Annotated in this window: 20 protein-coding genes; all 20 read right to left on the bottom strand. The window is 44.2% G+C overall.

The window, feature by feature from the left end; genetic code table 11:
• Positions 1–16: 16 nt before the first annotated feature.
• The 20 genes from trmFO to smc all read right to left on the bottom strand — a co-directional run bounded on the left by trmFO (position 17) and on the right by smc (position 21,470).
• A complete protein-coding gene (gene trmFO, locus AT864_RS05585) occupies positions 17–1,312 on the bottom strand; it encodes an FADH(2)-oxidizing methylenetetrahydrofolate--tRNA-(uracil(54)-C(5))-methyltransferase TrmFO (protein ID WP_044746153.1) in 1,296 nt (431 codons plus the stop codon).
• Between the two features lie 58 nt (positions 1,313–1,370).
• Positions 1,371–3,446: a type I DNA topoisomerase gene (topA, locus tag AT864_RS05580; RefSeq protein ID WP_044746154.1), complete on the bottom strand. Its 2,076-nt coding sequence runs from the start codon at positions 3,444–3,446 to the stop codon at positions 1,371–1,373.
• 91 nt (positions 3,447–3,537) lie between these two features.
• Positions 3,538–4,431 (bottom strand): DNA-processing protein DprA, encoded by an 894-nt coding sequence (gene dprA, locus AT864_RS05575; RefSeq protein ID WP_066147241.1) that lies wholly within the window; start codon positions 4,429–4,431, stop codon positions 3,538–3,540.
• Positions 4,432–5,173: 742 nt separating this feature from the next.
• Entirely contained in the window at positions 5,174–6,076 is a 903-nt protein-coding gene (gene sucD / locus AT864_RS05570) for a succinate--CoA ligase subunit alpha (protein ID WP_044746156.1), read from the bottom strand.
• Between the two features lie 17 nt (positions 6,077–6,093).
• Entirely contained in the window at positions 6,094–7,254 is a 1,161-nt protein-coding gene (gene sucC / locus AT864_RS05565; protein WP_044746157.1) for an ADP-forming succinate--CoA ligase subunit beta, read from the bottom strand.
• 142 nt (positions 7,255–7,396) lie between these two features.
• Positions 7,397–7,675 (bottom strand): EscU/YscU/HrcU family type III secretion system export apparatus switch protein, encoded by a 279-nt coding sequence (locus tag AT864_RS05560; RefSeq protein ID WP_044746158.1) that lies wholly within the window; start codon positions 7,673–7,675, stop codon positions 7,397–7,399.
• On the bottom strand, positions 7,672–9,339 hold the full coding sequence (locus AT864_RS05555; RefSeq protein WP_066147239.1) for a flagellar hook-length control protein FliK: 1,668 nt from the start codon (positions 9,337–9,339) through the stop codon (positions 7,672–7,674). The genes AT864_RS05560 and AT864_RS05555 overlap by 4 nt, the downstream gene beginning before the upstream one ends.
• Positions 9,340–9,376: 37 nt before the next feature.
• Positions 9,377–10,150, bottom strand: coding sequence for a ribonuclease HII (locus tag AT864_RS05550; RefSeq protein ID WP_066147237.1), 774 nt, complete (start codon positions 10,148–10,150; stop codon positions 9,377–9,379).
• Positions 10,151–10,400: 250 nt separating this feature from the next.
• Complete coding sequence (gene ylqF / locus AT864_RS05545; protein ID WP_183186279.1) at positions 10,401–11,255, bottom strand: ribosome biogenesis GTPase YlqF; 855 nt, start codon at positions 11,253–11,255, stop codon at positions 10,401–10,403.
• A 4-nt stretch (positions 11,256–11,259) separates the two neighbouring features.
• Positions 11,260–11,814, bottom strand: a complete 555-nt coding sequence (lepB, locus tag AT864_RS05540) for a signal peptidase I (RefSeq protein WP_066147233.1) — start codon at positions 11,812–11,814, stop codon at positions 11,260–11,262.
• Positions 11,815–11,947: 133 nt separating this feature from the next.
• Complete coding sequence (gene rplS, locus AT864_RS05535) at positions 11,948–12,292, bottom strand: 50S ribosomal protein L19 (RefSeq protein ID WP_066147231.1); 345 nt, start codon at positions 12,290–12,292, stop codon at positions 11,948–11,950.
• Positions 12,293–12,425: 133 nt separating this feature from the next.
• Positions 12,426–13,160, bottom strand: a complete 735-nt coding sequence (gene trmD / locus AT864_RS05530; RefSeq protein WP_066147229.1) for a tRNA (guanosine(37)-N1)-methyltransferase TrmD — start codon at positions 13,158–13,160, stop codon at positions 12,426–12,428.
• Positions 13,160–13,678 (bottom strand): ribosome maturation factor RimM, encoded by a 519-nt coding sequence (gene rimM / locus AT864_RS05525; RefSeq protein ID WP_066147227.1) that lies wholly within the window; start codon positions 13,676–13,678, stop codon positions 13,160–13,162. Before rimM ends, trmD begins: the two co-directional genes overlap by 1 nt.
• 19 nt (positions 13,679–13,697) lie before the next feature.
• Positions 13,698–14,084, bottom strand: a complete 387-nt coding sequence (locus AT864_RS05520; protein ID WP_066147225.1) for a YlqD family protein — start codon at positions 14,082–14,084, stop codon at positions 13,698–13,700.
• Positions 14,085–14,245: 161 nt separating this feature from the next.
• Positions 14,246–14,482 (bottom strand): KH domain-containing protein, encoded by a 237-nt coding sequence (locus AT864_RS05515; protein ID WP_066147223.1) that lies wholly within the window; start codon positions 14,480–14,482, stop codon positions 14,246–14,248.
• A 15-nt stretch (positions 14,483–14,497) separates the two neighbouring features.
• Entirely contained in the window at positions 14,498–14,770 is a 273-nt protein-coding gene (gene rpsP, locus AT864_RS05510; protein WP_044746168.1) for a 30S ribosomal protein S16, read from the bottom strand.
• A 92-nt stretch (positions 14,771–14,862) separates the two neighbouring features.
• Positions 14,863–16,203: a signal recognition particle protein gene (gene ffh / locus AT864_RS05505; protein WP_066147221.1), complete on the bottom strand. Its 1,341-nt coding sequence runs from the start codon at positions 16,201–16,203 to the stop codon at positions 14,863–14,865.
• Positions 16,204–16,216: 13 nt separating this feature from the next.
• Positions 16,217–16,549, bottom strand: a complete 333-nt coding sequence (locus tag AT864_RS05500; protein ID WP_044746170.1) for a putative DNA-binding protein — start codon at positions 16,547–16,549, stop codon at positions 16,217–16,219.
• 354 nt (positions 16,550–16,903) lie between these two features.
• A complete protein-coding gene (gene ftsY / locus AT864_RS05495) occupies positions 16,904–17,884 on the bottom strand; it encodes a signal recognition particle-docking protein FtsY (protein WP_066147219.1) in 981 nt (326 codons plus the stop codon).
• A 22-nt stretch (positions 17,885–17,906) separates the two neighbouring features.
• The gene (gene smc, locus AT864_RS05490; protein ID WP_066147217.1) at positions 17,907–21,470 is read right to left on the bottom strand and encodes a chromosome segregation protein SMC; all 3,564 of its coding nucleotides are present in this window, start codon (positions 21,468–21,470) and stop codon (positions 17,907–17,909) included.
• Positions 21,471–21,602: the final 132 nt, after the last annotated feature.

The raw sequence follows: 21,602 nt of genomic DNA, 5'->3' as shown, positions 1-21,602 counted from the left end.
TTAGCAGCCCTTGCAATTATTTTTTTATAAAATTCTGAATAGTGTCCAATGCTCGCTTAGCATACTCTTCATTACGGCGCTTTTTATCTTTAATCATTTCTTCAAGAGGGGCAAACAGGCCGAAATTCGCGTTCATTGGCTGAAAATGCTTCGGATTTGTCGACGTAATATAGTGAGCCATGCTGCCAATCGCTGTTTCGGGCGGGAAAACGATCAGCTCCTGGCCGAGCACAAGGCGCGCCGCGTTGATGCCTGCTACCAATCCGGAGGCGGCCGACTCTACATATCCTTCGACTCCCGTCATTTGTCCAGCAAAAAATAAATCCTCTCTCTCCTTCAATTGATAAGTCGGACGGAGAAGTTTTGGCGAGTTAATAAACGTATTGCGATGCATCACTCCATAGCGAACAATTTCCGCATTTTCAAGCCCTGGAATTAAACGGAATACTTCCTTTTGTGCTCCCCATTTCAAATGAGTTTGAAAACCAACGATATTGTATAACGTTCCTGCTGCATCGTCTTGGCGAAGCTGAACTACCGCAAACGGTCTTTTTCCTGTGCGCGGATCTTCGAGGCCGACCGGTTTCATCGGACCAAATAGCAACGTTTTCTTTCCGCGTTTCGCCATGACTTCAATCGGCATGCATCCTTCAAAATAAATTTCTTTTTCAAATTCCTTTAACGGCGCTGTTTCTGCTGAAATAAGCGCTTCATAAAAGCGGTCAAATTCTTCCTCCGTCATCGGGCAATTCAAATAGGCGGCTTCCCCTTTATCATAGCGAGATTTTCTATACACCTTTTCCATATCGATGCTTTCTTTTTCAACAATAGGGGCGGCTGCATCATAAAAATACAAATACTCTTCTCCCGTCAGCTCTTTTAATTTTTCAGATAATGTAGGAGACGTAAGAGGTCCTGTGGCAATAATCGTTGGCCCAGTCGGGATGTCTGTCACTTCCTCACGGATGACCGTTACATTTGGATGGTTTTGAACGAAATCGGTGACACGGGCCGCAAATTCATGCCGATCCACCGCCAGTGCTCCTCCAGCAGGCACAGAGCACTCATCTGCCGCTTTGATGATGACCGAATTGAGCATTCTCATCTCTTCTTTGAGCACGCCAACGGCATTCGTTAACGAATTGGCGCGCAGTGAATTGCTGCAAACCAGCTCAGCGAATTTATCCGTATGATGGGCTGGCGTTTGTTTCACAGGACGCATTTCGTATAAACGGACATGAATGTTGCGGGTAGCAAGCTGCCACGCGGCTTCGCTTCCTGCTAATCCTGCACCAATAACATTGACAATCATGCTTCATTTCCTCCTTCGTTACGCATAAAAACGGTGAGGACTGACGGTCGCCCACCGATCATGCTTGCGGTTTCTCTTGGTAGTCACATTGATTACATTGAACTTGTATGCCTTTTTTTAATTTTTTCTCTACTAGTAATCCTTCACATTTTGGACAAGGGCGCGCAAGCGGTTTATCCCACGACATAAAATCACAGGCTGGAAACTGATCGCATCCATAAAATATTCGCCTTTTCTTGCTGTTTCGTTCAACAAGATTTCCTTCGCCGCATTGCGGACATTTTACACCGATTTCTTTCACGATCGGCTTTGTATGACGACAATCCGGAAAATTGGAGCAGGCAATAAACTTGCCGAATCTTCCCATCTTATAAACCATCGGGCTTCCGCATTCTTCACAATCAATCCCAGCCGGTTCATCCTTGATTTCGACTTCCTTCATCTCTTTTTCCGCAATTTGCAAGCTTTTTTCGAATCCGCTGTAAAATTCATCAATCACTTGAATCCATTGAATTTTCCCCTCTTCAATTTCATCTAAGCTTTTTTCCATTTTCGCTGTAAATTCGACGTCTAAAATCTCTGGGAAAAACTCTAAAATTAATTCCAAGACAATTTCCCCAAGCTCCGTTGGCACAAATCGTTTATTTTCCAGCACAACATAATTGCGCTTTTGAATCGTGTCCAAGGTTGGAGCATAAGTCGACGGGCGACCGATTCCAAGCTCCTCCAGCGTTTTGACTAATCTAGCTTCCGTATAGCGCGGAGGCGGCTGTGTAAAATGTTGCTTCGGTTCTATGTCCTTTCCAATCACTTTTTCTCCTTCTTGAAGGTCAGGAAGTAAACGATCTTGCTCATCCGTCTGGTCATCTGTCCCCTCCACGTATACTTTCATAAATCCAGCAAATTTTACTTTGGAGCCGCTAGCGCGGAAAATCACTCCCCCGTTTTCTAAATCGACACTCATCGTGTCCAAAAGCGCAGGAGCCATTTGACTGGCGACAAATCGTTCCCAAATCAGTTTATAAAGCCGAAATTGATCGCGGCTCAAATATGGCTTTACCGAGCTAGGATCGCGAAATACAGATGTAGGGCGAATCGCTTCGTGAGCATCTTGAGCTGCTGTATTTTTCTTTTCTTTTCGCTTTTCTTGTGCTACGTACTCTGCTCCAAATGCTTTTTCAATATACGAAAGCGCTTCATTTTGCGCTGACTCAGAGACACGTGTTGAGTCCGTGCGCATGTATGTAATTAAACCGACCGTTCCTTCGCTTCCAAGATCAATCCCTTCATAGAGCTGCTGAGCGAGCATCATCGTCTTTTTGGTGCGGAAATTCAGCTTACGCGCCGCTTCTTGTTGCAGAGATGAGGTCGTAAATGGCGGCACCGGGTTTCGCTTCCGCTCCTTTTTCGTTACCGATTTCACCGTAAAATATTGGCCTTTGAGGCGTTCTAAAACGAGCTTGACATCCTTTTCCTGTTTTAAATCGAGTTTTTGTCCATCCAATCCATAAAAAAACGCCGTAAACACTTCATTTTGCTTCACAAATTCCGCTTGAATGGACCAATATTCCTCAGGCTGAAATTCTTTAATTTCTTTTTCGCGATCAATGATCAACCGCAAAGCAACGGATTGCACTCTTCCCGCGCTTAGCCCCTTTTTTACTTTTTTCCAAAGCAACGGGCTAATATTATAGCCTACAAGTCTGTCAAGAACACGTCGAGCTTGCTGGGCATCCACCAAATGCATATTGATCGCCCGAGGATGCTGGAAGGATTCACGGATCGCATCCTTTGTAATCTCATTAAAGACCACACGGCAATCGGAATGAATATCAAGATCAAGCATATGGGCTAGATGCCAAGCGATCGCTTCTCCTTCACGGTCCGGGTCAGCCGCTAAAAAGACTTTTTTCGCTTTTTTAGCCGCTGTTTTCAAATCTTTAATGACTGGCCCCTTGCCGCGAATGGTAATATATTTTGGTTCATAATTATTTTTTATGTCAACGCCCATTTGGCTTTTCGGCAAATCGCGAATATGTCCCATCGAGGCTTTTACTTTATACTTTTTTCCTAAATATCGTTCAATCGTCTTTGCTTTTGCTGGTGATTCAACAATGACGAGATAATCTGACATACCGTTTCCTCCCTTAAGAGGTTATATTTAAAATCTTCATTATTATTAATGATTCTTATGACATTTGTCAAACAAGATGTAAAAAAATTTTTTATTTTAATGGAAAAATAGCGGAGAATTCCTCCATAATATCCCACGAAGAACGGACAAGCTTTGCGCCCATCTGAATCAATTGATTGGTTCCATCTGCCTGCTCAAGAAAAATGGAGCCCGGCACCGCAAACACCTCTCTTCCCGCTTCCAAGGCAAGGGAAGCAGTAATGAGTGAACCGCTTTTCTCTTTTGCTTGAACGACAACCGTTCCAAGCGACAAGCCGCTAATAATCCGATTTCGCAGCGGAAATTGCCATTTTTGCGGCTTTGTGTGCGGCGGATATTCTGAAACCACTAAATGTTCATTCATTAGCTTTTCTGCCAGTGAGCGATTTTGTTTGGGATAAATATGCTCGACTCCTCCGGCAATGACGGCAATCGTTTTTCCCCCGGATTGGACAGCCGTTTGATGCGCAGCTGCATCAATTCCTAAAGCAAGGCCGCTGACAATCGTCCAGTCATGCTGAATCAACGGCGGCACTAAAAGGCGCAGAGCACGAATCCCTTCCTCGGTCGGCTTTCTCGTTCCAACCATACTGATCATTTTACAAGATGAAAGCCATTCAATATTCCCTTTGGCATATAACACCCAAGGCGGGGCAAAGATGTGTTTGAGCCACTTCGGATAAATGTCATCAAAAACAGTAACGATATGAATATTTTTGTCCCTATATGTTTTTATCATACTTTGAATATCAATGGAATGTAAATCTTGGAAAAACAAAGAATATTGTTCGGGAGAAATCGACATGGAGGAAGCAAGAGTTGAATAAGAGAGTGAAAAAATCGAAGAAAGCGATGGATCTTGTTGCAAGAGGCGATGAATCGTTTTCCAGCCTGCACCGCGACAATGATGAAGATGAATCAGACGTTCACGAAGCGAGGTATACATTTCGTCTCTCCTCTCTTAAAATCCTTTCAAACACAGCTGCATCAGACACATATACGGAAACACATGACCACAAATTTTCTTCTTCTGGAACAAGAACACCGCTTGACCAGCGATTTATATAGAGCTGAGCTCACCTGTCAGCCTTTCTTTTTAGCGGCGCCATCCAGTCTAGCTGATTTGAATTCTATCAATCCAATCGGAGGTGTCCGTCAGTATCTATGACGGTCAAAGACCGTCGAAAAAAATAGGATTCTACCTCTGAATAGACTCATGGTTCCGTCTTTTTATTCGATCTCTATCCAAGTGTGTTGATGGGCTAATGCCTCATAAAACTAGCAATATCATGATCGGGGAAACGCATGCGAATCGTAAATGGTGACAGGAGAAAAGCAAACGATCTTGATGGAGACACCTACCTAGTTTGATCCATGATGTAGGAGAGAGGCAATCATGGAGGTGATTTCTTCATTGGCACAAATAACATAGCGATTTTTCAAGTTATCTATTTGAGCTGCAACTTGGCATATCAACCGCTTCACTTTTTCGCTGAAACAACGGCTTGATTTCGACTGTCGAATGACTGAGAACAATCACACATGTTGAATTTTCGTTTACCCATTTATGCCCCTTGTCAAAAAACCGCTCTCACACAATAAAGGACGTCAGTTATCCTTTGTATGCAAAAAACCATCCCGCACTGAGCGGACGGGCTCTTGCATGCGGGACGGTTGCTCCTTATTGATTAATGTGTTTTACATTTTTCATAAAGCCCTTGCTCTTTTAACACGGCAATTAATGTTTCGCCGATCACAGCAGGAGTATCCGCTACTTTAATGCCGCATTCATTCATTTTCTTAATTTTTTCTGCTGCTGTCCCTTTGCCGCCGGAAATGATCGCACCAGCATGGCCCATACGTTTTCCAGGAGGCGCTGTTTGACCGCCAATGAAGCCGACTACCGGCTTTTTCATGTTCGCTTTGACCCACTCAGCCGCTTCTTCTTCTGCTGTACCGCCGATTTCACCAATCATAATGACTGCATATGTTTCTTCATCTTCATTAAATGCTTTTAAAACATCGATAAAGTTTGTACCGTTGACAGGGTCGCCACCGATACCAACTGCTGTAGATTGCCCAATTCCTGCTTGCGTCAACTGATGTACCGCTTCGTATGTCAATGTGCCAGAGCGAGATACGATACCGACATGGCCCTTTTTATGGATGTAGCCAGGCATAATGCCGATTTTGCATTCTTCTGGTGTGATCACGCCAGGGCAGTTCGGTCCGATCAAACGCGTTTTCTTTCCTTCCATGTAGCGTTTCACTTTGACCATATCAAGCACAGGAATGCCTTCTGTAATGCAGACAACAAGGTCTAATTCCGCATCAACTGCTTCCATAATCGCTTCCGCAGCAAATGCAGGCGGAACATAAACAACAGAGGCATTTGCTCCTGTTTTTGCAACCGCTTCAGAAACCGTATTAAATACCGGAACTCCTTCGACTTCTGTACCGCCTTTTCCTGGCGTTACACCGCCAACAATTTTCGTTCCGTATTCAAGCATTTGCTTCGTATGGAATAATCCTTGCGATCCTGTAATCCCTTGAACAATGACTTTTGTATCTTTGTTAACAAAAACGCTCATTCTTCTCCCTCGCCTTCTTAACGTACTAATTCCACGATTTTTTGTGCGCCGTCTGCCATCGATTCAGCAGCTGTAATGTTTAAGCCAGACTCCTCTAAAATTTTCTTCCCTAGTTCAACGTTGGTGCCTTCTAAACGAACAACAAGCGGAAGCTCCAAGCCGACTTGTTTCGTTGCTTCAACAATTCCAGTTGCAATGACATCACATTTCATAATACCGCCGAAAATGTTAACAAAAATGCCTTTTACTTTCGGGTCAGACAAGATGATTTTGAACGCTTCTGTTACTTTTTCCGTTGTCGCGCCGCCGCCGACATCTAAGAAGTTCGCCGGTTCGCCGCCGTAGTATTTAATGATATCCATTGTTGCCATCGCAAGGCCAGCACCGTTTACCATGCAGCCGATGTTGCCATCAAGCGCAATGTAGTTCAAATCAAATTTAGATGCTTCCACTTCTTTTGGATCTTCTTCGTCCAAGTCGCGGTATTCAAGCACATCTTTATGGCGATAGAGCGCGTTGGAATCAAAATTTAACTTCGCGTCAAGCGCCATGACTTTGCCGTCGCCCGTGACGACAAGCGGGTTGATTTCGGCGATCGAGCAATCTTTTTCCACAAATACTTGGTATAAGCCCATCATAAATTTGACTGCTTGATTGATCAGCTCTTTCGGAATGTTGATGTTAAATGCCAAGCGGCGCGCTTGAAACGCTTGCAAACCTACCGCAGGATCAACATACTCTTTAAAAATTTTCTCCGGTGTTTTTGCGGCTACTTCTTCAATCTCTGTACCGCCTTCTTCAGAGCCCATCAGCACAACGCGAGAAGTTGCACGATCAACAACAAGGCCGATATAATACTCTTTCTTGATATCGCATCCTTCCTCAATTAAAAGGCGCTTGACCTCTTTTCCTTCAGGTCCGGTTTGATGAGTAACAAGCACTTTTCCTAGCAGTTCGCTTGCATATGTACGAACTTCCTCTAAGCTTTTCGCTACTTTTACCCCTCCGGCTTTTCCGCGGCCGCCAGCGTGGATTTGCGCTTTTACGACACAAACAGAGGTTCCTAATTCTTTAGCCGCTTCGACTGCTTCTTCAACAGAGAATGCTACGCGCCCGTTTGGCACGGCAACTCCGTAGCTTCTGAGGATCTCTTTGCCTTGATACTCATGAATATTCATATCCCATCCTCCTATGTATAAAAATAAAAGTACTAGCGCTTTCATTGTATAATGTTACTTTCCATATTGTCTACCATTTCGACACAAAATCAGAAAAATCCTCTCTGACAAAAGGCTGCTTTGCTGTTGAGCAAAGCAGCCTTTAATCATGTGCATCTAATTGGCGATCCATTTGATAGACAAAAGCAAACAGCTCTGCAACGACTTGATATAGCTGTTCAGGAATGGCTTCATTAATCTCTAGTTCGCTTAACAACTCGACAAGCGATGGATCTTTTTGAATCGGAATGCTATGCTCTTTGGCCGTCGCAATTAAATTTTCTGCTACCTTTCCTTTTCCTTTAGCAATAACGGTAGGAGCTGATTGCTCATGAGGACGATACGTCAATGCAACCGCTTGTTTCATTTTTTCTTCTTTCATATTCGATAATCCACCCCTGAATGGCTCATCAAAATACGCGAGAACAGCCAATCATTTTTCTGCTGCTGCTCGGCTGCTGCTACCTTTATTCCTGACAACACATATCCGCATGCCTCTAATCGTTCCTTTAATAACGGCTGCATTCGAGACACCAGCTGCTCGATTTGCGGTGTATGATTCCATAAGGTTACATGAAGAATACTGTTTTGAATGCGAACATCTACTATGGTTTCCTTCAGCTGCTCTAATTGCAAATAAAACAAGATATGACAATAGTGCGGATCAATTTCTCCACTTCTCTTCTTTCTTCCCTGCCAGCGCACGATTACATCCGTTACGTGATCTGCGAAGCGGAGCGGAAACTGCCAAAACAACTGCTGAATCGGTCCTTGTGATTGAGAAAGGAGCTGCTGCCCTGTCAAGCGATGAATCAGCGCTTCAAGCTGTTCCTTTAAAGCAGGGAGCTGTACTTCGTCGTACACGCGCAGCAGAAGCGGTTTTAGCTCGTCAAAATGGACGGGAGAATCAGCTTTCATCCATTTTTTTAATTCCGCTTCATAATTCAGCCCGAGCCATTGCCCGATCTTTTTCATATGGTGAGCAATCACCACAGAAGCCGCTTCATCGTCCAAAGATAACAACGGCTGGTCCGGTAGCTCCCCTTTTAAATAAGCTTCATAAAAATCCGAAAGCCGAGAAGGTAGCTCTCCACCGTTGAGAGCGGTCATAAAAGCGAGCACCTGCTCGTTTGCTTTGCTTCGATTTGTTTGCCAATCGTGCTGCAGTTGTGCAATCCAATCAGAAAGCTGCTTCTTTGCATCATGCTCCTCAAGAACGGCAGACGACAGCGGAAGGGAAAATGTCTTGCCGTGAATTTGAATTTGCTTGGCAAACCAACTCCATGAATTTTCTGTTACTTCCTGCGGCCATCCTCCTACTTTTTGTAAAGTTCGATATGCCTCCCGGTCTCCCTGCTGAATCCAATCTTTTAGCAAAAAAAAGAGGGTTTGATCGATGTCGTCCATCCGGCTTGTTATGCGCTGCAGCGTTGTTAATAGCGTACGAATGGCGTCCGGTTTTTGGTCATCTGGCATGGAGGCGAGCAAATCTTGCAGTTTTAGCAGCTGATTTGATAATAAATCGGGCTGTTGAACCGCCTTTATCGCTTGAAAGACGTCTTCGGTGAGCGGAAGCTGGTTTGTGTACATCCATTGAATTGCCCGTAAATTCATTTCTGTCTCTTTTGTTGCTATAAGCCATTTGGTTGCTTGAAGCACCTCTTCTTTCACAACAGGGAGCTGCTTTTGCAACAAAAAACGGAGAAGCGGTTGAGCCTCACGCGGAAGCCCCCAGCTTTTTGTCAAATGTAATACGGCGTGATTGATTCCTGCTTCATCGCCTGCTGTCTCTGATTTTGCAATGAGCTGTAAGCGAACGGTTTCATGTTCAGCTAAGAGCTGAAACCAGTAACGTCCTCCTTCTGATAATGGCGTCTGCATCTCCGCCAGAACCGTTTCCTGTCCGATTTTTACGAGCGCGCGATGCTGATCATTGATTTTTTCCACACTCCCATATATGACCTGGCCACTGCGAAACGGCAGCGATTTTGCTGATTCCATGCGATGAAATTTTCCCCATCCATCCGTCTGCCGAATCGATGTCATTTTGCTCCTCCCCCTTGCTTGATGTGCCTGTGGGACATCAGTTCTGCTTAAGCGCCTCTTTTACTGGCGCGAAGGAACGTCGATGCTCGTTCATAATTCCGTATGTGCGAATGGCTTGCAAATGCTGCTCCGTTCCATACCCCATATGCTTTTCAAATCCATATTGCGGGTATTTAGCGCCAAGCTCTTTCATGATGCGATCGCGCGTCACTTTGGCCATTACGGAGCCTGCAGCAATTGAAATGCTGGCAGCATCTCCTTTAATGAGGCTTCGCTGCGGAATAGCCAATGGTAGTTCCATTGCATCAATCAGCAAATATTGCGGTTCTGGATCAAGCATCTTGACCGCCTGTATCATCGCTTTTTTCGTTGCCTGATAAATATTCAGCTCATCGATTTCCGCTGCGGAAACAATCCCAATTCCGACAGAAATAGCATGGCGCTGAATATGGACAAACAAGTGTTCGCGCTTTGCTTCTGACAGCTTTTTAGAGTCATTTAATCCCGGCAAATAAAAATCCTTTGGCAAAATAACAGCTGCAGCTACAACCGGACCCGCTAATGGACCGCGCCCCACCTCATCAATGCCAGCGATATACGAAATTCCTTGGCGATAGAGCTGTTGCTCATGCTGTGACATCTTTTCCCAAAGACGACGTTCTTTTTCCGCTGCTTGTTTTCGTTTGTGCCAGCGAGCAATAAGCTTTTGGACACTAACCCGCTCGTCGTTCATAAATTCCTGAAACAACGGATGCTGGGCGTCGTCAATCGTTTGCAATAGCTGTTCGATCTCTTTTGCTGTACGCTTCATGTCATGATTCGTTCCTTTCTCTTATATCTTTTATATCGGCGCGCTTTCTAAAAAATAAAGCCTGTTTTTGGGGCTTTCAAACTGTTGATTCGCTCTTTCATCCTGCGTAACTTGCTTCGTTCATCCGCGCTGCTCCTTGTTTGACAAGGGGATTCAAAACAGTTCGAGGTAAAGAAGGGGGGGCCTAAAATGATTGTAGACAAAGTCCATTTTGACTTTGTCTACAATCTGACCTCCTGTTTTTCGAACGTTATGGTTTTTCAAAGCTGAGACGTCCTAACTTTTCTGTACGGACATCACGCAGAACAAGCTCTGCTACTTTATCGTAATCGATGGCCCCACCGGCCATTAAACAACCGCGGCGTTTGCCAATTTCATCAAATAGCTCAACGATATCTTCGGGAATTTCTTGAAGAGAATAGCGCTCTTTTAAACGATCTGGATAATGTTGGTTTAAAAAGCGAAGGGCATAAACCGCCACGTCCTGCAAATTTAAAATCGCATCTTTAATCGCTCCTGTGGCAGCGAGCTTTAGCCCTACCTCCTCCTCTTCAAACTTCGGCCACAAAATTCCCGGAGTATCTAACAGCTCCATTTCTTTTCCAACCTTAATCCATTGTTGTGCTTTGGTCACGCCTGGCTTGTCCCCTGTTTTGGCGATATGTTTGCCAGCTAGTCGATTGATGAGGGTTGATTTTCCGACATTGGGAATGCCGACAATGAGCGCGCGCATCGGTCGCGGGTTTTTAATTCCCTTGGCTGCCATTTTAGCAAATTTATCTTTCAGCATATTTTTAGCTGCAGCCACAATTTGTTTGGTTCCTTTTCCGCCTTGAGAGTCTATGGCTAACGCATGCAAGGCTTGCTGTTCAAAATAGGAAATCCACTGTGCAGTAATGGCTTCATCCGCCATATCTGCCTTGTTTAACAAAACGATGCGCGGTTTATTCGCTAAAATCTCATCAATCATCGGATTTCTTGAAGATAAAGGGATTCTCGCATCCACTAATTCAAAAACGATGTCAATTAATTTTAGTTTTTCCTGCACTTCGCGTTTCGCTTTTGCCATATGGCCCGGAAACCACTGGATTGTCATTGCTTCCACCTACTTACTTAATAATACGGGCATCAGAAAGCGGCCAATATACAATATTGGTTTTTCCCACTACCTTTTCCATCGGAATAAAGCCGATGTGACGGCTATCTTTGCTGAAGCGGCGGTTATCGCCCATCACAAACAAATAACCTTTTGGCACGGTTGCTTGCCCTCCTGGAATGTCCTCCAACGTAAACGGCTCTGTTAATGGCCCATCAATCACTTGTTTTTTATATTGGTCTAAGTACGGTTCTTTATAAGGCTTTCCGTTTACATACAATGTATCATCTTTATATTCGATGCGATCACCAGGCAAGCCGATGACCCGCTTAATATAATCTTTCCCCTCTTCAGCATGAAAAACGATAATGTCAAAACGGTGCGGCTCACCAATTTTATAAGACAGCTTATTAACAATCATGCGATCACGATCGTGAAGAGTCGGCATCATGGATTGGCCGTCAACGACAATCGGGGCAAAAATGAAATAGCGAATGCCTCCGGCCAACAACACCGCAATCACGATCGCTTTTAACCATTCCCATGTCTCACTTTTTTGTTTTGCCATTTCTTTCTCCCACCTACGTCTAATTTGATTAGAAAAAAGGAGCTTGAACACCAAGCTCCTTGTTTCATCATTGACATGTCCATGTTGTACGCTTCGACCCGCTGCCGTTCGGTCGGCGAATACAGCGGACCAACTAGCGGATTTCCTTGATGCGTGCAGCTTTACCGCGAAGTTGACGCAAGTAGTAAAGTTTTGCACGACGCACTTTACCGCGGCGAACAACTTCAAGCTTCGCAATTTTTGGCGTATGAACTGGGAACGTGCGCTCTACACCTACACCGTAAGAAACTTTACGAACAGTGAATGTTTCGCTCACGCCAGCACCGCGACGCTTGATCACAACGCCTTCAAACACCTGAATACGCTCACGGTTTCCTTCGACAACCTTTACGTGAACGCGCACTGTGTCACCAGGGCGAAACTCAGGCATGTCTGTACGTAATTGTTCTTTTGTGATTTCTTGAATTAAATGATGCATCATCTTCAACTCCTTCCAACAGATGCTCATACCAATGCTTTTCCATCATTGCAGCGGAACATCGTTCTAAACGACTTAAGCAGGCTTAAGTCACAAAGATTATACTAGCATAAAGGGGTATTGTATGCAATAGTTACCGTTCGTTTTTTTGAAATTCCTCCAACCACTTTTTTTGTTGTTCCGTTAATTCGTATGTTTCAAGCAAATCCGGACGGCGCAAAAAAGTACGGCGCAGTGATTCTTTTTGCCTCCATTCCTCAATTAAGCGGTGATTTCCTGATAACAGGACCTCTGGCACCTTGAAGCCGCGAAAATCGGCGGGGCGTGTATAATGAGGATGCTCTAGCAAACCCGAGCTATATGAATCGTGTACAGAGGAAGCTTCGTTTCCTAAGACTCCCGGCAACAGGCGGACCACACTGTCGACGATGACCATTGCCCCTAGTTCTCCTCCTGTTAGGACGAAGTCGCCAATCGAAATTTCATCGGTTACTAAATGCTCACGAATCCGTTCGTCATATCCTTCATAATGCCCACAAACGAAAATTAAGTGAGATTCCTTAGCCAGCTCTTCCGCTTTTCGTTGCGTGTACCGTTCGCCTTGCGGACAGAGCAAAATAATGCGCGCGTTTGGCGAATGCTGCGTTAAATGAGCAACGGCATCGAAAATCGGCTGCGGCTTTAATACCATTCCTGCACCGCCTCCATATGGATAATCATCCACCGTCTGGTGCTTGTTATCAGCAAATTCGCGGAAATTCACCACATTAATAGCTACTGCTCGCTTTTCCTGCGCTTTTTTTAAAATCGATTCATTAAACACGCCTGCAAACATATTTGGGAACAATGTTAAAATATCAATTTTCATTATTCAAGCAATCCTTCCATCGGACGAATCGTAATTTTCTTTTCTTCAGGATTGACGCGGATGACGACATCATCAATGTACGGAATCAGCGCATCTTTCTCATGTTTCCGCTTGACTACCCATACATCATTGGCGCCAGGAGTCAATATTTCCTTGACGATGCCAATCGTTTCACCTTCTTCTGTGATCACGGTGCAGCCAATAATTTCATGGAAATAATACTCTCCCTCTCCCAACTGGCCAAGCTGGCTCTCAGGGACTTTCAAAGCCGCTCCCTTAAATTTTTCTACAAGATTGATGTTATCATATCCCTCAAAAGACAATAAATCAAACGATTTATGGACGCGATGGCTTTTCACCTTCACTTCGATCGGTTCCGATGAGTGGTCCATAAAAACGTAGAGAAGGTTGCCAATTTTATAGCGTTCTTCGGCAAAATCCGTTTTGGAAACGACTCGCACCTCGCCGCGAATACCATGTGTATTGACAATTGTCCCTACATGAAACCATTTTGTCATGTTTGATCCTCACCTCTTTTCAACGAATTTCTTTTACAAATCCATCTTCGATCACGATCGTTCGTTTCACGGCCACATCTTCCCAGCGGTCTCCTACGTTCACTTCAATTAACGCTTGCACTTCCCGCTCTTTCAATTCGCTCCCTAACGGAAGAATTTGCAATTGTTCGATTTGGAAATCAAGAAGCTTAATTTTTTCTAATCTCTCATTTAGTTCTTTGATAAAATATTGCTTTAATGCATGAGACGGTTGCTTTGTGCTCTTTTCAAGCCGCTTTTGCTCAAAACGCAGCTGATCACACTCCTGCTGGAGCTGCCGCTTTCTTTTCAGGAATCGATCATACAGCTCTTTTTTGCTTTTATTCGTTAAAATTTGCTTGATTTCGACGGTCTGAATAATTTTCATAGCCCCACCCCTAAAGCGGTAATCAAACAAGGGAGCACTCCTGTCTCTTAGGACAGAGCGCACCAGCTTTGAAAAAGAGGCTTCCTCTCGAGGCGATGAAAGCCTAGGTCATCCAAACATTGATGCTTCCTTATTATATAAAAAAAGGGGAGGATTTGTCCTCACCCTTTATCTTTAATTTGCACGATCACGCGCTTTGGCTGATCGGACGCAGCAGCGTACACGACCGTCCGAATGGCATGAATCGTGCGGCCCTGCTTTCCAATCACCTTTCCGATGTCTTCTTCGTGCACCGATAAAACATAGGTAACCGTATTTTCATGCGAAGACTTCGTTACTACTACATCTTCAGGATAATCGACAAGCGCCCGTACAATCGTCTCAATTAACGCTTTCATCTACGATCACGGCCATTACTTGCCGTATTTTAAATGATGGAATTTCTCTAAAATTCCTTGCTTAGAAAAAAGATTGCGAACTGTGTCAGATGGTTTCGCGCCGTTTTGTAGCCATTTTAACGCCAACTCTTCATTGATTTTTACTTCAGCTGGCTCTGCAACCGGGTTGTATGTGCCGATTGTTTCAATAAAACGGCCGTCGCGCGGTGAGCGAGAGTCCGCTACTACAATACGATAAAAAGGTGATTTTTTCGCACCCATGCGTTTTAAACGAATTTTTACTGCCATTTTTCTAGCACCTCCGTAAATAGTTCACACAAGATAGTATATTAGCAATAATCATCTAGTTTGTAAAGTTTTTTTTCTTAACACATTATCCCCTACATAAAAGGGAATTTAAACCCTTTTTTCTTTCCTTTTGGCATGGTTGTCATCATTTTCATCATTTTTTTCATTTCATCAAACTGCTTAAGCAAGCGGTTAACTTCCTGAACGGATGTACCGCTTCCTTTTGCAATCCGCTTTTTGCGGCTTGCATTAATGATTTCAGGATTGATTTTTTCTTCTTTTGTCATCGAACGAATAATCGCTTCCACGCGGCCAATTTGCTTGTCGTCAATTTGAATATTGTTTAATCCTTTAATTTTATTAGCTCCTGGAAGCATTTTTAAAATTTCGTCAAGCGGCCCCATTTTACGCACTTGACCAAGCTGTTCAAGAAAATCATCGAATGTGAAGGACATTGTGCGCATTTTTTGCTCAAGCTCTTTCGCTTTCTCTTCATCAACAGCGGCCTGGGCTTTTTCAATGAGCGTCAGCACATCGCCCATTCCTAAAATACGCGAAGCCATTCTTTCAGGATGAAACGGTTCCAGCGCATCCATTTTCTCGCCCATCCCGACAAATTTAATCGGCGTGTCTGTTACAGCTTTAATGGACAATGCGGCACCGCCGCGCGTATCGCCATCAAGCTTCGTTAAAATAACCCCTGTTAAGCCGAGCTGTTCATTGAAGCTTTGCGCAACATTCACCGCATCCTGTCCCGTCATCGCATCAACGACTAGAAAAATCTCATCCGGATTTGTCCATTCTTTAATTTGCTTTAATTCATCCATGAGCGTCTCGTCAATGTGAAGCCGGCCGGCTGTGTCGATTAGAACATAGTCATGATGTTCTTCCTTCGCTTTGGCAATTGCCTGTTTGGCGATTTCGATCGGGCTTACTTGATCACCGAGCGCAAATACTGGCATATTCAGCTGCTTACCGAGTGTTTCAAGCTGCTTAATCGCTGCAGGGCGATAAATATCAGCCGCAACTAAAAGCGGCTTGCGGTTGTACTTCTTGCGCAACAGATTTGCAAGCTTGCCCGTTGTTGTCGTCTTTCCGGCTCCCTGTAAGCCAACCATCATAATCACCGTCGGCGGGCGGCTGGCGACCGCAATTTTACTTTGCTCTCCTCCCATTAGCGCGGTTAATTCTTCTTTCACCACTTTAATAACCTGCTGGCCCGGAGTTAAGCTTTTTAAGACTTCCTGTCCAACAGCTCGCTCGCTGACACGCTTGACAAAATCCTTGACAACTTTAAAGTTGACATCCGCTTCTAACAAAGCAAGCCGAACTTCTCGCATCATCTCTTTAACATCGGCTTCTGTTACCTTTCCTTTGCTGCGGATTTTGTTCATGACACTTTGCAGACGGTCGGCTAATCCTTCAAATGCCATCCATTACCGCCTCCTACTCTAATTTCTCTAACGCTTCGATCATCTGAAGCAGCTCTCGGTCATCGGCATACTGCTGCAAGGTCCGCTGCTTTAGCTGCTTAATCAGCTTTTGCCGGTCCTGAAATTTTTGAAACAGCAGCAGTTTTTCCTCGTATTCCTCGAGCATCGCTTCCGTTCGTTTAATGTTATCATAAACCGCTTGACGGCTTACTTCATACTCTTCTGCAATTTCGCCGAGGGAGTAATCATCTAAATAATAAAGTGACATGTAGCTCCGCTGTTTCGGAGTTAACAACGATTGATAAAAATCGTATAGATAATTCATTCTCGTTGTTTTTTCAAGCACGAGACTCCCTCCTCGCTTGTTAAGTAAAATACCTTTACAAATGATTAGTTTAGCGTCTTTTCACAGCGGTGTCAAGTGTTGAGCTTTCAGCTTGTTTCATTTCTTTGCTTGAGTAATAAAACAGGCTCAAAATCGCTTTTTGTAAAAATCCAACAGTCCGTTGTAAAAGTTCGCCGGTCCCAACGATTGTTGTTGTCTAGTATAAACAGAGCTTTGTATTTGCAAAGATAGCGCCTTTCTTGTTTTTGTATATAGGGGCCACTTGACATACTAAGTGTTTGTCGCAGACACTGTGGGTTCCTTCTTGATAAAAAAAGATGTCTCAAAGTCTTGTTGAGACATCCTTTTGCTCTTTTACTCTTCTACCAAGTTGGCAAACAAACCGTATACGTATTGTTCCGGATCAAATTCCTGTAAGTCATCCATCTTTTCGCCAAGGCCGACAAGCTTGACCGGGATGTCCAACTCGTTGCGGATTGCTAAGACAATCCCTCCCTTCGCTGTTCCATCCAATTTCGTCAGCACAATGCCTGTCACGTTTGTTGCTTCTTTAAAAATTTTCGCTTGGCTCATTGCGTTTTGTCCGGTTGTCGCATCTAAAACAAGCAATACTTCATGCGGCGCCCCCGGGATTTCTCGTTCAATGACACGTTTTACTTTTTCAAGCTCTTTCATTAAGTTCACTTTATTTTGCAAGCGTCCTGCTGTATCACATAGCAAAACATTGACTTTGCGCGCTTTAGCTGCTTGAATGGCATCATACATGACAGCGGCTGGATCGGAGCCAGCGGATTGCTTGATTACTTCAACCCCGACTCGTTCTCCCCATACTTCTAGCTGCTCAATCGCCCCAGCGCGGAACGTATCCCCCGCTGCCAGCATGACGGTTTTCCCTTCTGATTTTAACTTATACGCCAATTTGCCAATCGTCGTCGTTTTTCCGACACCGTTGACGCCGACAAACAAAATGACCGTTAAGCCATCTGGCTGCATATTCAGTGTGGCCAATTCATCATGGCTCCCGCGATAAATATCGACAAGCTTTTCCGAAATAACAGCTTGCATTTCTTTCGTCTCTTGAATGTTCCGCCGCTTTACCTCCATTTTTAACTCATCAATTAACTCCATGACGGTTGTAACGCCAACATCAGCGGAAATTAAAATTTCCTCTAATTCTTCAAAAAACTCTTCATCCACTTTTCGATAACGGGCAATTAAATCATTGACCCGTCCCGTGAAGGAATCGCGTGTTTTTGAAAGACCTTGTTTAAACTTCTCTGTGACTGCATCTGTTTGTTGGGTAATTTTTTCTTTTAGCTTCTTGAAAAAATTCATCGTTTTAATCACCTTTCCTGCCTTACGATTTCACAAGTTGTTTAGAATCTTCCAAGCGGACAGATACGAGCCTTGACACCCCTGATTCTTGCATCGTGACGCCATAAAGCACGTCCGCCTCCTCCATCGTTCCTTTGCGATGGGTGATAACGATAAATTGGGTTTGACTGCTAAATCGTTTCAAATACAGAGCATAACGATGGACATTGGCTTCGTCAAGAGCGGCTTCCACCTCATCCAGAACGCAAAACGGCACCGGCCGTACTTTTAAGATGGAAAACAATAGCGCAATCGCCGTTAGCGCTCGCTCGCCGCCAGACAATAGGCTTAAATTTTGCAATTTTTTCCCTGGTGGTTGTGCGACGATTTCCACCCCTGTATTTAATAGATCATTCGAATCTGTAAGTTGCAGATCCGCGCGCCCTCCGCCGAACAGCTGCTGGAATACATCACCAAAATGCGAGCGAATCTGTTGGAATGTCGTCAAGAAGCGCTTTTTCATCTCTTGATCCATCTCGTCAATCACTTGATGCAGCGTTTCCTTTGCATGCTGCAAGTCACTTTTTTGTTCTGTTAAAAATTGATAGCGCTCCGATACGCGGTCATACTCATCAATAGCGCCTAAATTTACCGTTCCAAGTTCATCAATCGCCCGCTTAATGAGCTTCACTTTTTTCCGAGCAGCCTCCGCTTCCATTTGCAGTGGATATTTTTCTTTCGCCGCTTCAAACGTAAGCATATATTCTTCACGCAAGCGGCTAAGCAAGTTTTCAAGCTCCACATCAAGACGATTTAATTTGACTTCTTCATCTTTAATAATCTCTGTTAATTGTTTATATTGTCGTTTTTTCTCTTTTAGCTCGCGCTCACTATTTTCGAGCATTTCTTGATATTGAAGTCTTTGTTCACGTCGGCTAGCTATGAGCTCAAGCGTTTCTTGTTTGTCTTGCACTTTTTGTTGACGCAACTGATCCAGCTGCTCCTCTCCAGAAACATTGGAATTCATTTCGTCTGTAAGTGTCAGTAAATCTTTTTTTGCCGCTTGAAGCTGCTTCTCTGTTTCCTCTTGCTCAAGGGTCAGCTGCGCGATCTTCTCCTGAATATGCTTCAACAGCTGCTGCTTTTCAGCAACCGCTACTTTCTGCTCCGTAATCGCAGCTTGCAACGCTTCTTTCGAGCTTTGCTCATCCTGCTTTTGCAGCGTAAGATGCTGCATTTGCTCGTCAATTTCAGCAAGCTTGGCTTCCATTTGGTAGAGCTTTTGTTCCACCGTTGTGATTTTTTCGCGCAGCTGCCTCATTTCCTGCTCGTCATGCGCTTTTTCTTCATCATATAAAGCCAAGCGTTCGCTCGTATTCTTTTCCTGCCACTCTACTTCGCGCCAAGCACTTTTTATTTCCTGCAAAGCAAAGCGTCTTTCCTCTATTTGCTTCCGCAGCTCCGCCATTTCTGCCTCGCGCTGGGCCGCTTCCTTTTTTTTCGACTGTACAAATAATTCAAGCTGCTCTGTTTTTGCTTCCATGTCTCGGAACTTATCAGTGATCGTTTCTAGCTCTCGGTTTCTGCTAAGTAAAGAATTTGTTTTCTTAGCTACGCCCCCTCCAGTCATCGCTCCCCCAGGGCTAACAACATCTCCTTCAAGGGTGACAAGACGATAACGATAATGAAGAAGCCGAGCTAGCTCATTCGCTCCCTTTAAATTTGTCGTCACAATCACATTGCCAAGCAGATGGGCCAGTACTGTTTGATAGATGGAATCATAGGAAACCAGTTCGTTTGCTACGCCAACAAAAGCTGGATGATTTTTAACAATGGCCAGCTGTTCAGATGGAAGTTGTTTAGGCTGGAGGACGTTCATCGGCAAAAAAGTCGCTCGTCCATATGAATGCTTTTTTAAATAGTGAATGGCTGCGCGTGCCGCTTCTTCGTCAGCAACCACAATATGCTGCATCGCTCCTCCGAGCGCAATCTCTATCGCCGTTTCATATTTGCTGGATACATGAATAAGCTCGACAACGGCTCCGTGAATTCCTGAAAGCTGTTCACGCGCCTTTAAAATTTCCTTAACTCCTTGAAAAAATCCAGCATAATCATGCTGCATTTCCTCCAGCATTTCTTTTCTTGATTTGGTTTGCTGTAAATATTGATAAGCTTGATAAAGCATTGATTCCTTCTGCTCAATTTCTTGTTTCAGCTCGGCAAGCTGAGCGCTTTTTTGCTGAAGCTGTGTTTCCTGCTCCTTCAGCTTTCGCTCCGTTTGCTGATATTTGCTTTCCAAAGCGATATATTGTTCTTTTATACGATTTCGCTCTGTTAAATGTTTTTCGTTCTCTTTCGTTAGCACACTCTGCTTTTTTTCCAATTTTTCAAGCAAAGCCTGCAAATGAGTGCGCTCATTTTTTAACGAAGCTTGTTCATGAACAAGCTCAATATAATCGCTTTTTAACCTTTCCATTTGCTCTTCAACACTGATATCATAGGAGGCAAAAGCACGCTGCTTTTCCTTCAGCTCCGTTTGAAGCGCATGAAGCTCTTCGCGTATGCGGGTTAGCTGCTCCCTCTCCTTTTCCAAAGTTGAGCATAGCTTTCCGCTTTTTTCAGAAAGGGAGGAGATCGTCTCTTCAAGCTGCTTCTGATACTGTGCCGCATTTTTTTTTCGTTCTTTTAATACTTCCTTTCGCCCTTCAAGCTTTTCCAGTTCTTCACTTACAACAAGCAACACTTGCTGAAGACCGTCAATCGATTCATCAAGTGCGGTCATTTGGTCACGCAACTGCTCCACTGTTGCTTCTTCTTTTTGCAACGCCGCTGATAAGGCCATTTCCTTTTGCTGGTGGTCTGTCAGCTGATCGCGTAAATGATTCCATTGGCGATGCAGCTCTTCAATTTCATGGGCAATCAGCGCCACTTCAAACGTTTCCAGCTCGTTTCGTTTTTCAAGATAGTCCTGGGCAATAGAAGCTTGGATTTTCAACGGTTCCAGCTGGCTTTCTAGCTCATGTAAAATATCATTGACGCGATGTAAATTTTCTTGTGTCTCATTCAGCTTATGCTCCGCTTTCTTCTTACGAATTTTATATTTGAGCACCCCTGCCGCTTCTTCAAAAATCGTCCGTCTTTCCTCCGGTTTGCTGCTTAAAATTTCTTCGATTCGCCCCTGTCCAATAATTGAAAAGGCTTCTTTTCCCAATCCTGAATCCATAAATAGATCAATAATATCTTTTAAACGGCATGGCTGCTGATTAATAAGAAATTCACTTTCTCCTGAGCGATAGACGCGTCTCGTGACACTTACTTCCTGATAATCAAGCGCCAAAAACCCATCTTCATTATCGAGTGTCAAAGTAACCTCAGCAATATTTAGCGGCCTGCGTGAGTCGCTTCCCGCAAAAATAATATCTTCCATTTTCGCACCGCGAAGCGATTTGGCTGACTGTTCGCCTAATACCCAGCGAATGGCATCCGTAATATTGCTCTTTCCGCTGCCATTCGGGCCGACAACAGCCGTCACACCCGGCACAAATTCGATCGAGACCCGATCGGCAAATGATTTAAATCCAACAATATCTAATCGTTTGAGGAACATCCGTACCCCGCCTCGCTATCTTTCATCTAAATCTTCATTATTGTATCATAACTACTTGCTCAAACCTATATAGAACTTTTTCTTCAATTTTGCAAATGCAAAGCAGAAAAAGCTTAAAAACACGAAGCTGCT

It is taken from the genome of Anoxybacillus sp. P3H1B (assembly GCF_001560855.1).
In the GTDB taxonomy this organism is placed as follows: Bacteria; Bacillota; Bacilli; order Bacillales; family Anoxybacillaceae; genus Anoxybacteroides; species Anoxybacteroides rupiense.
This window is presented reverse-complemented; position numbering and strand designations above follow the sequence as displayed.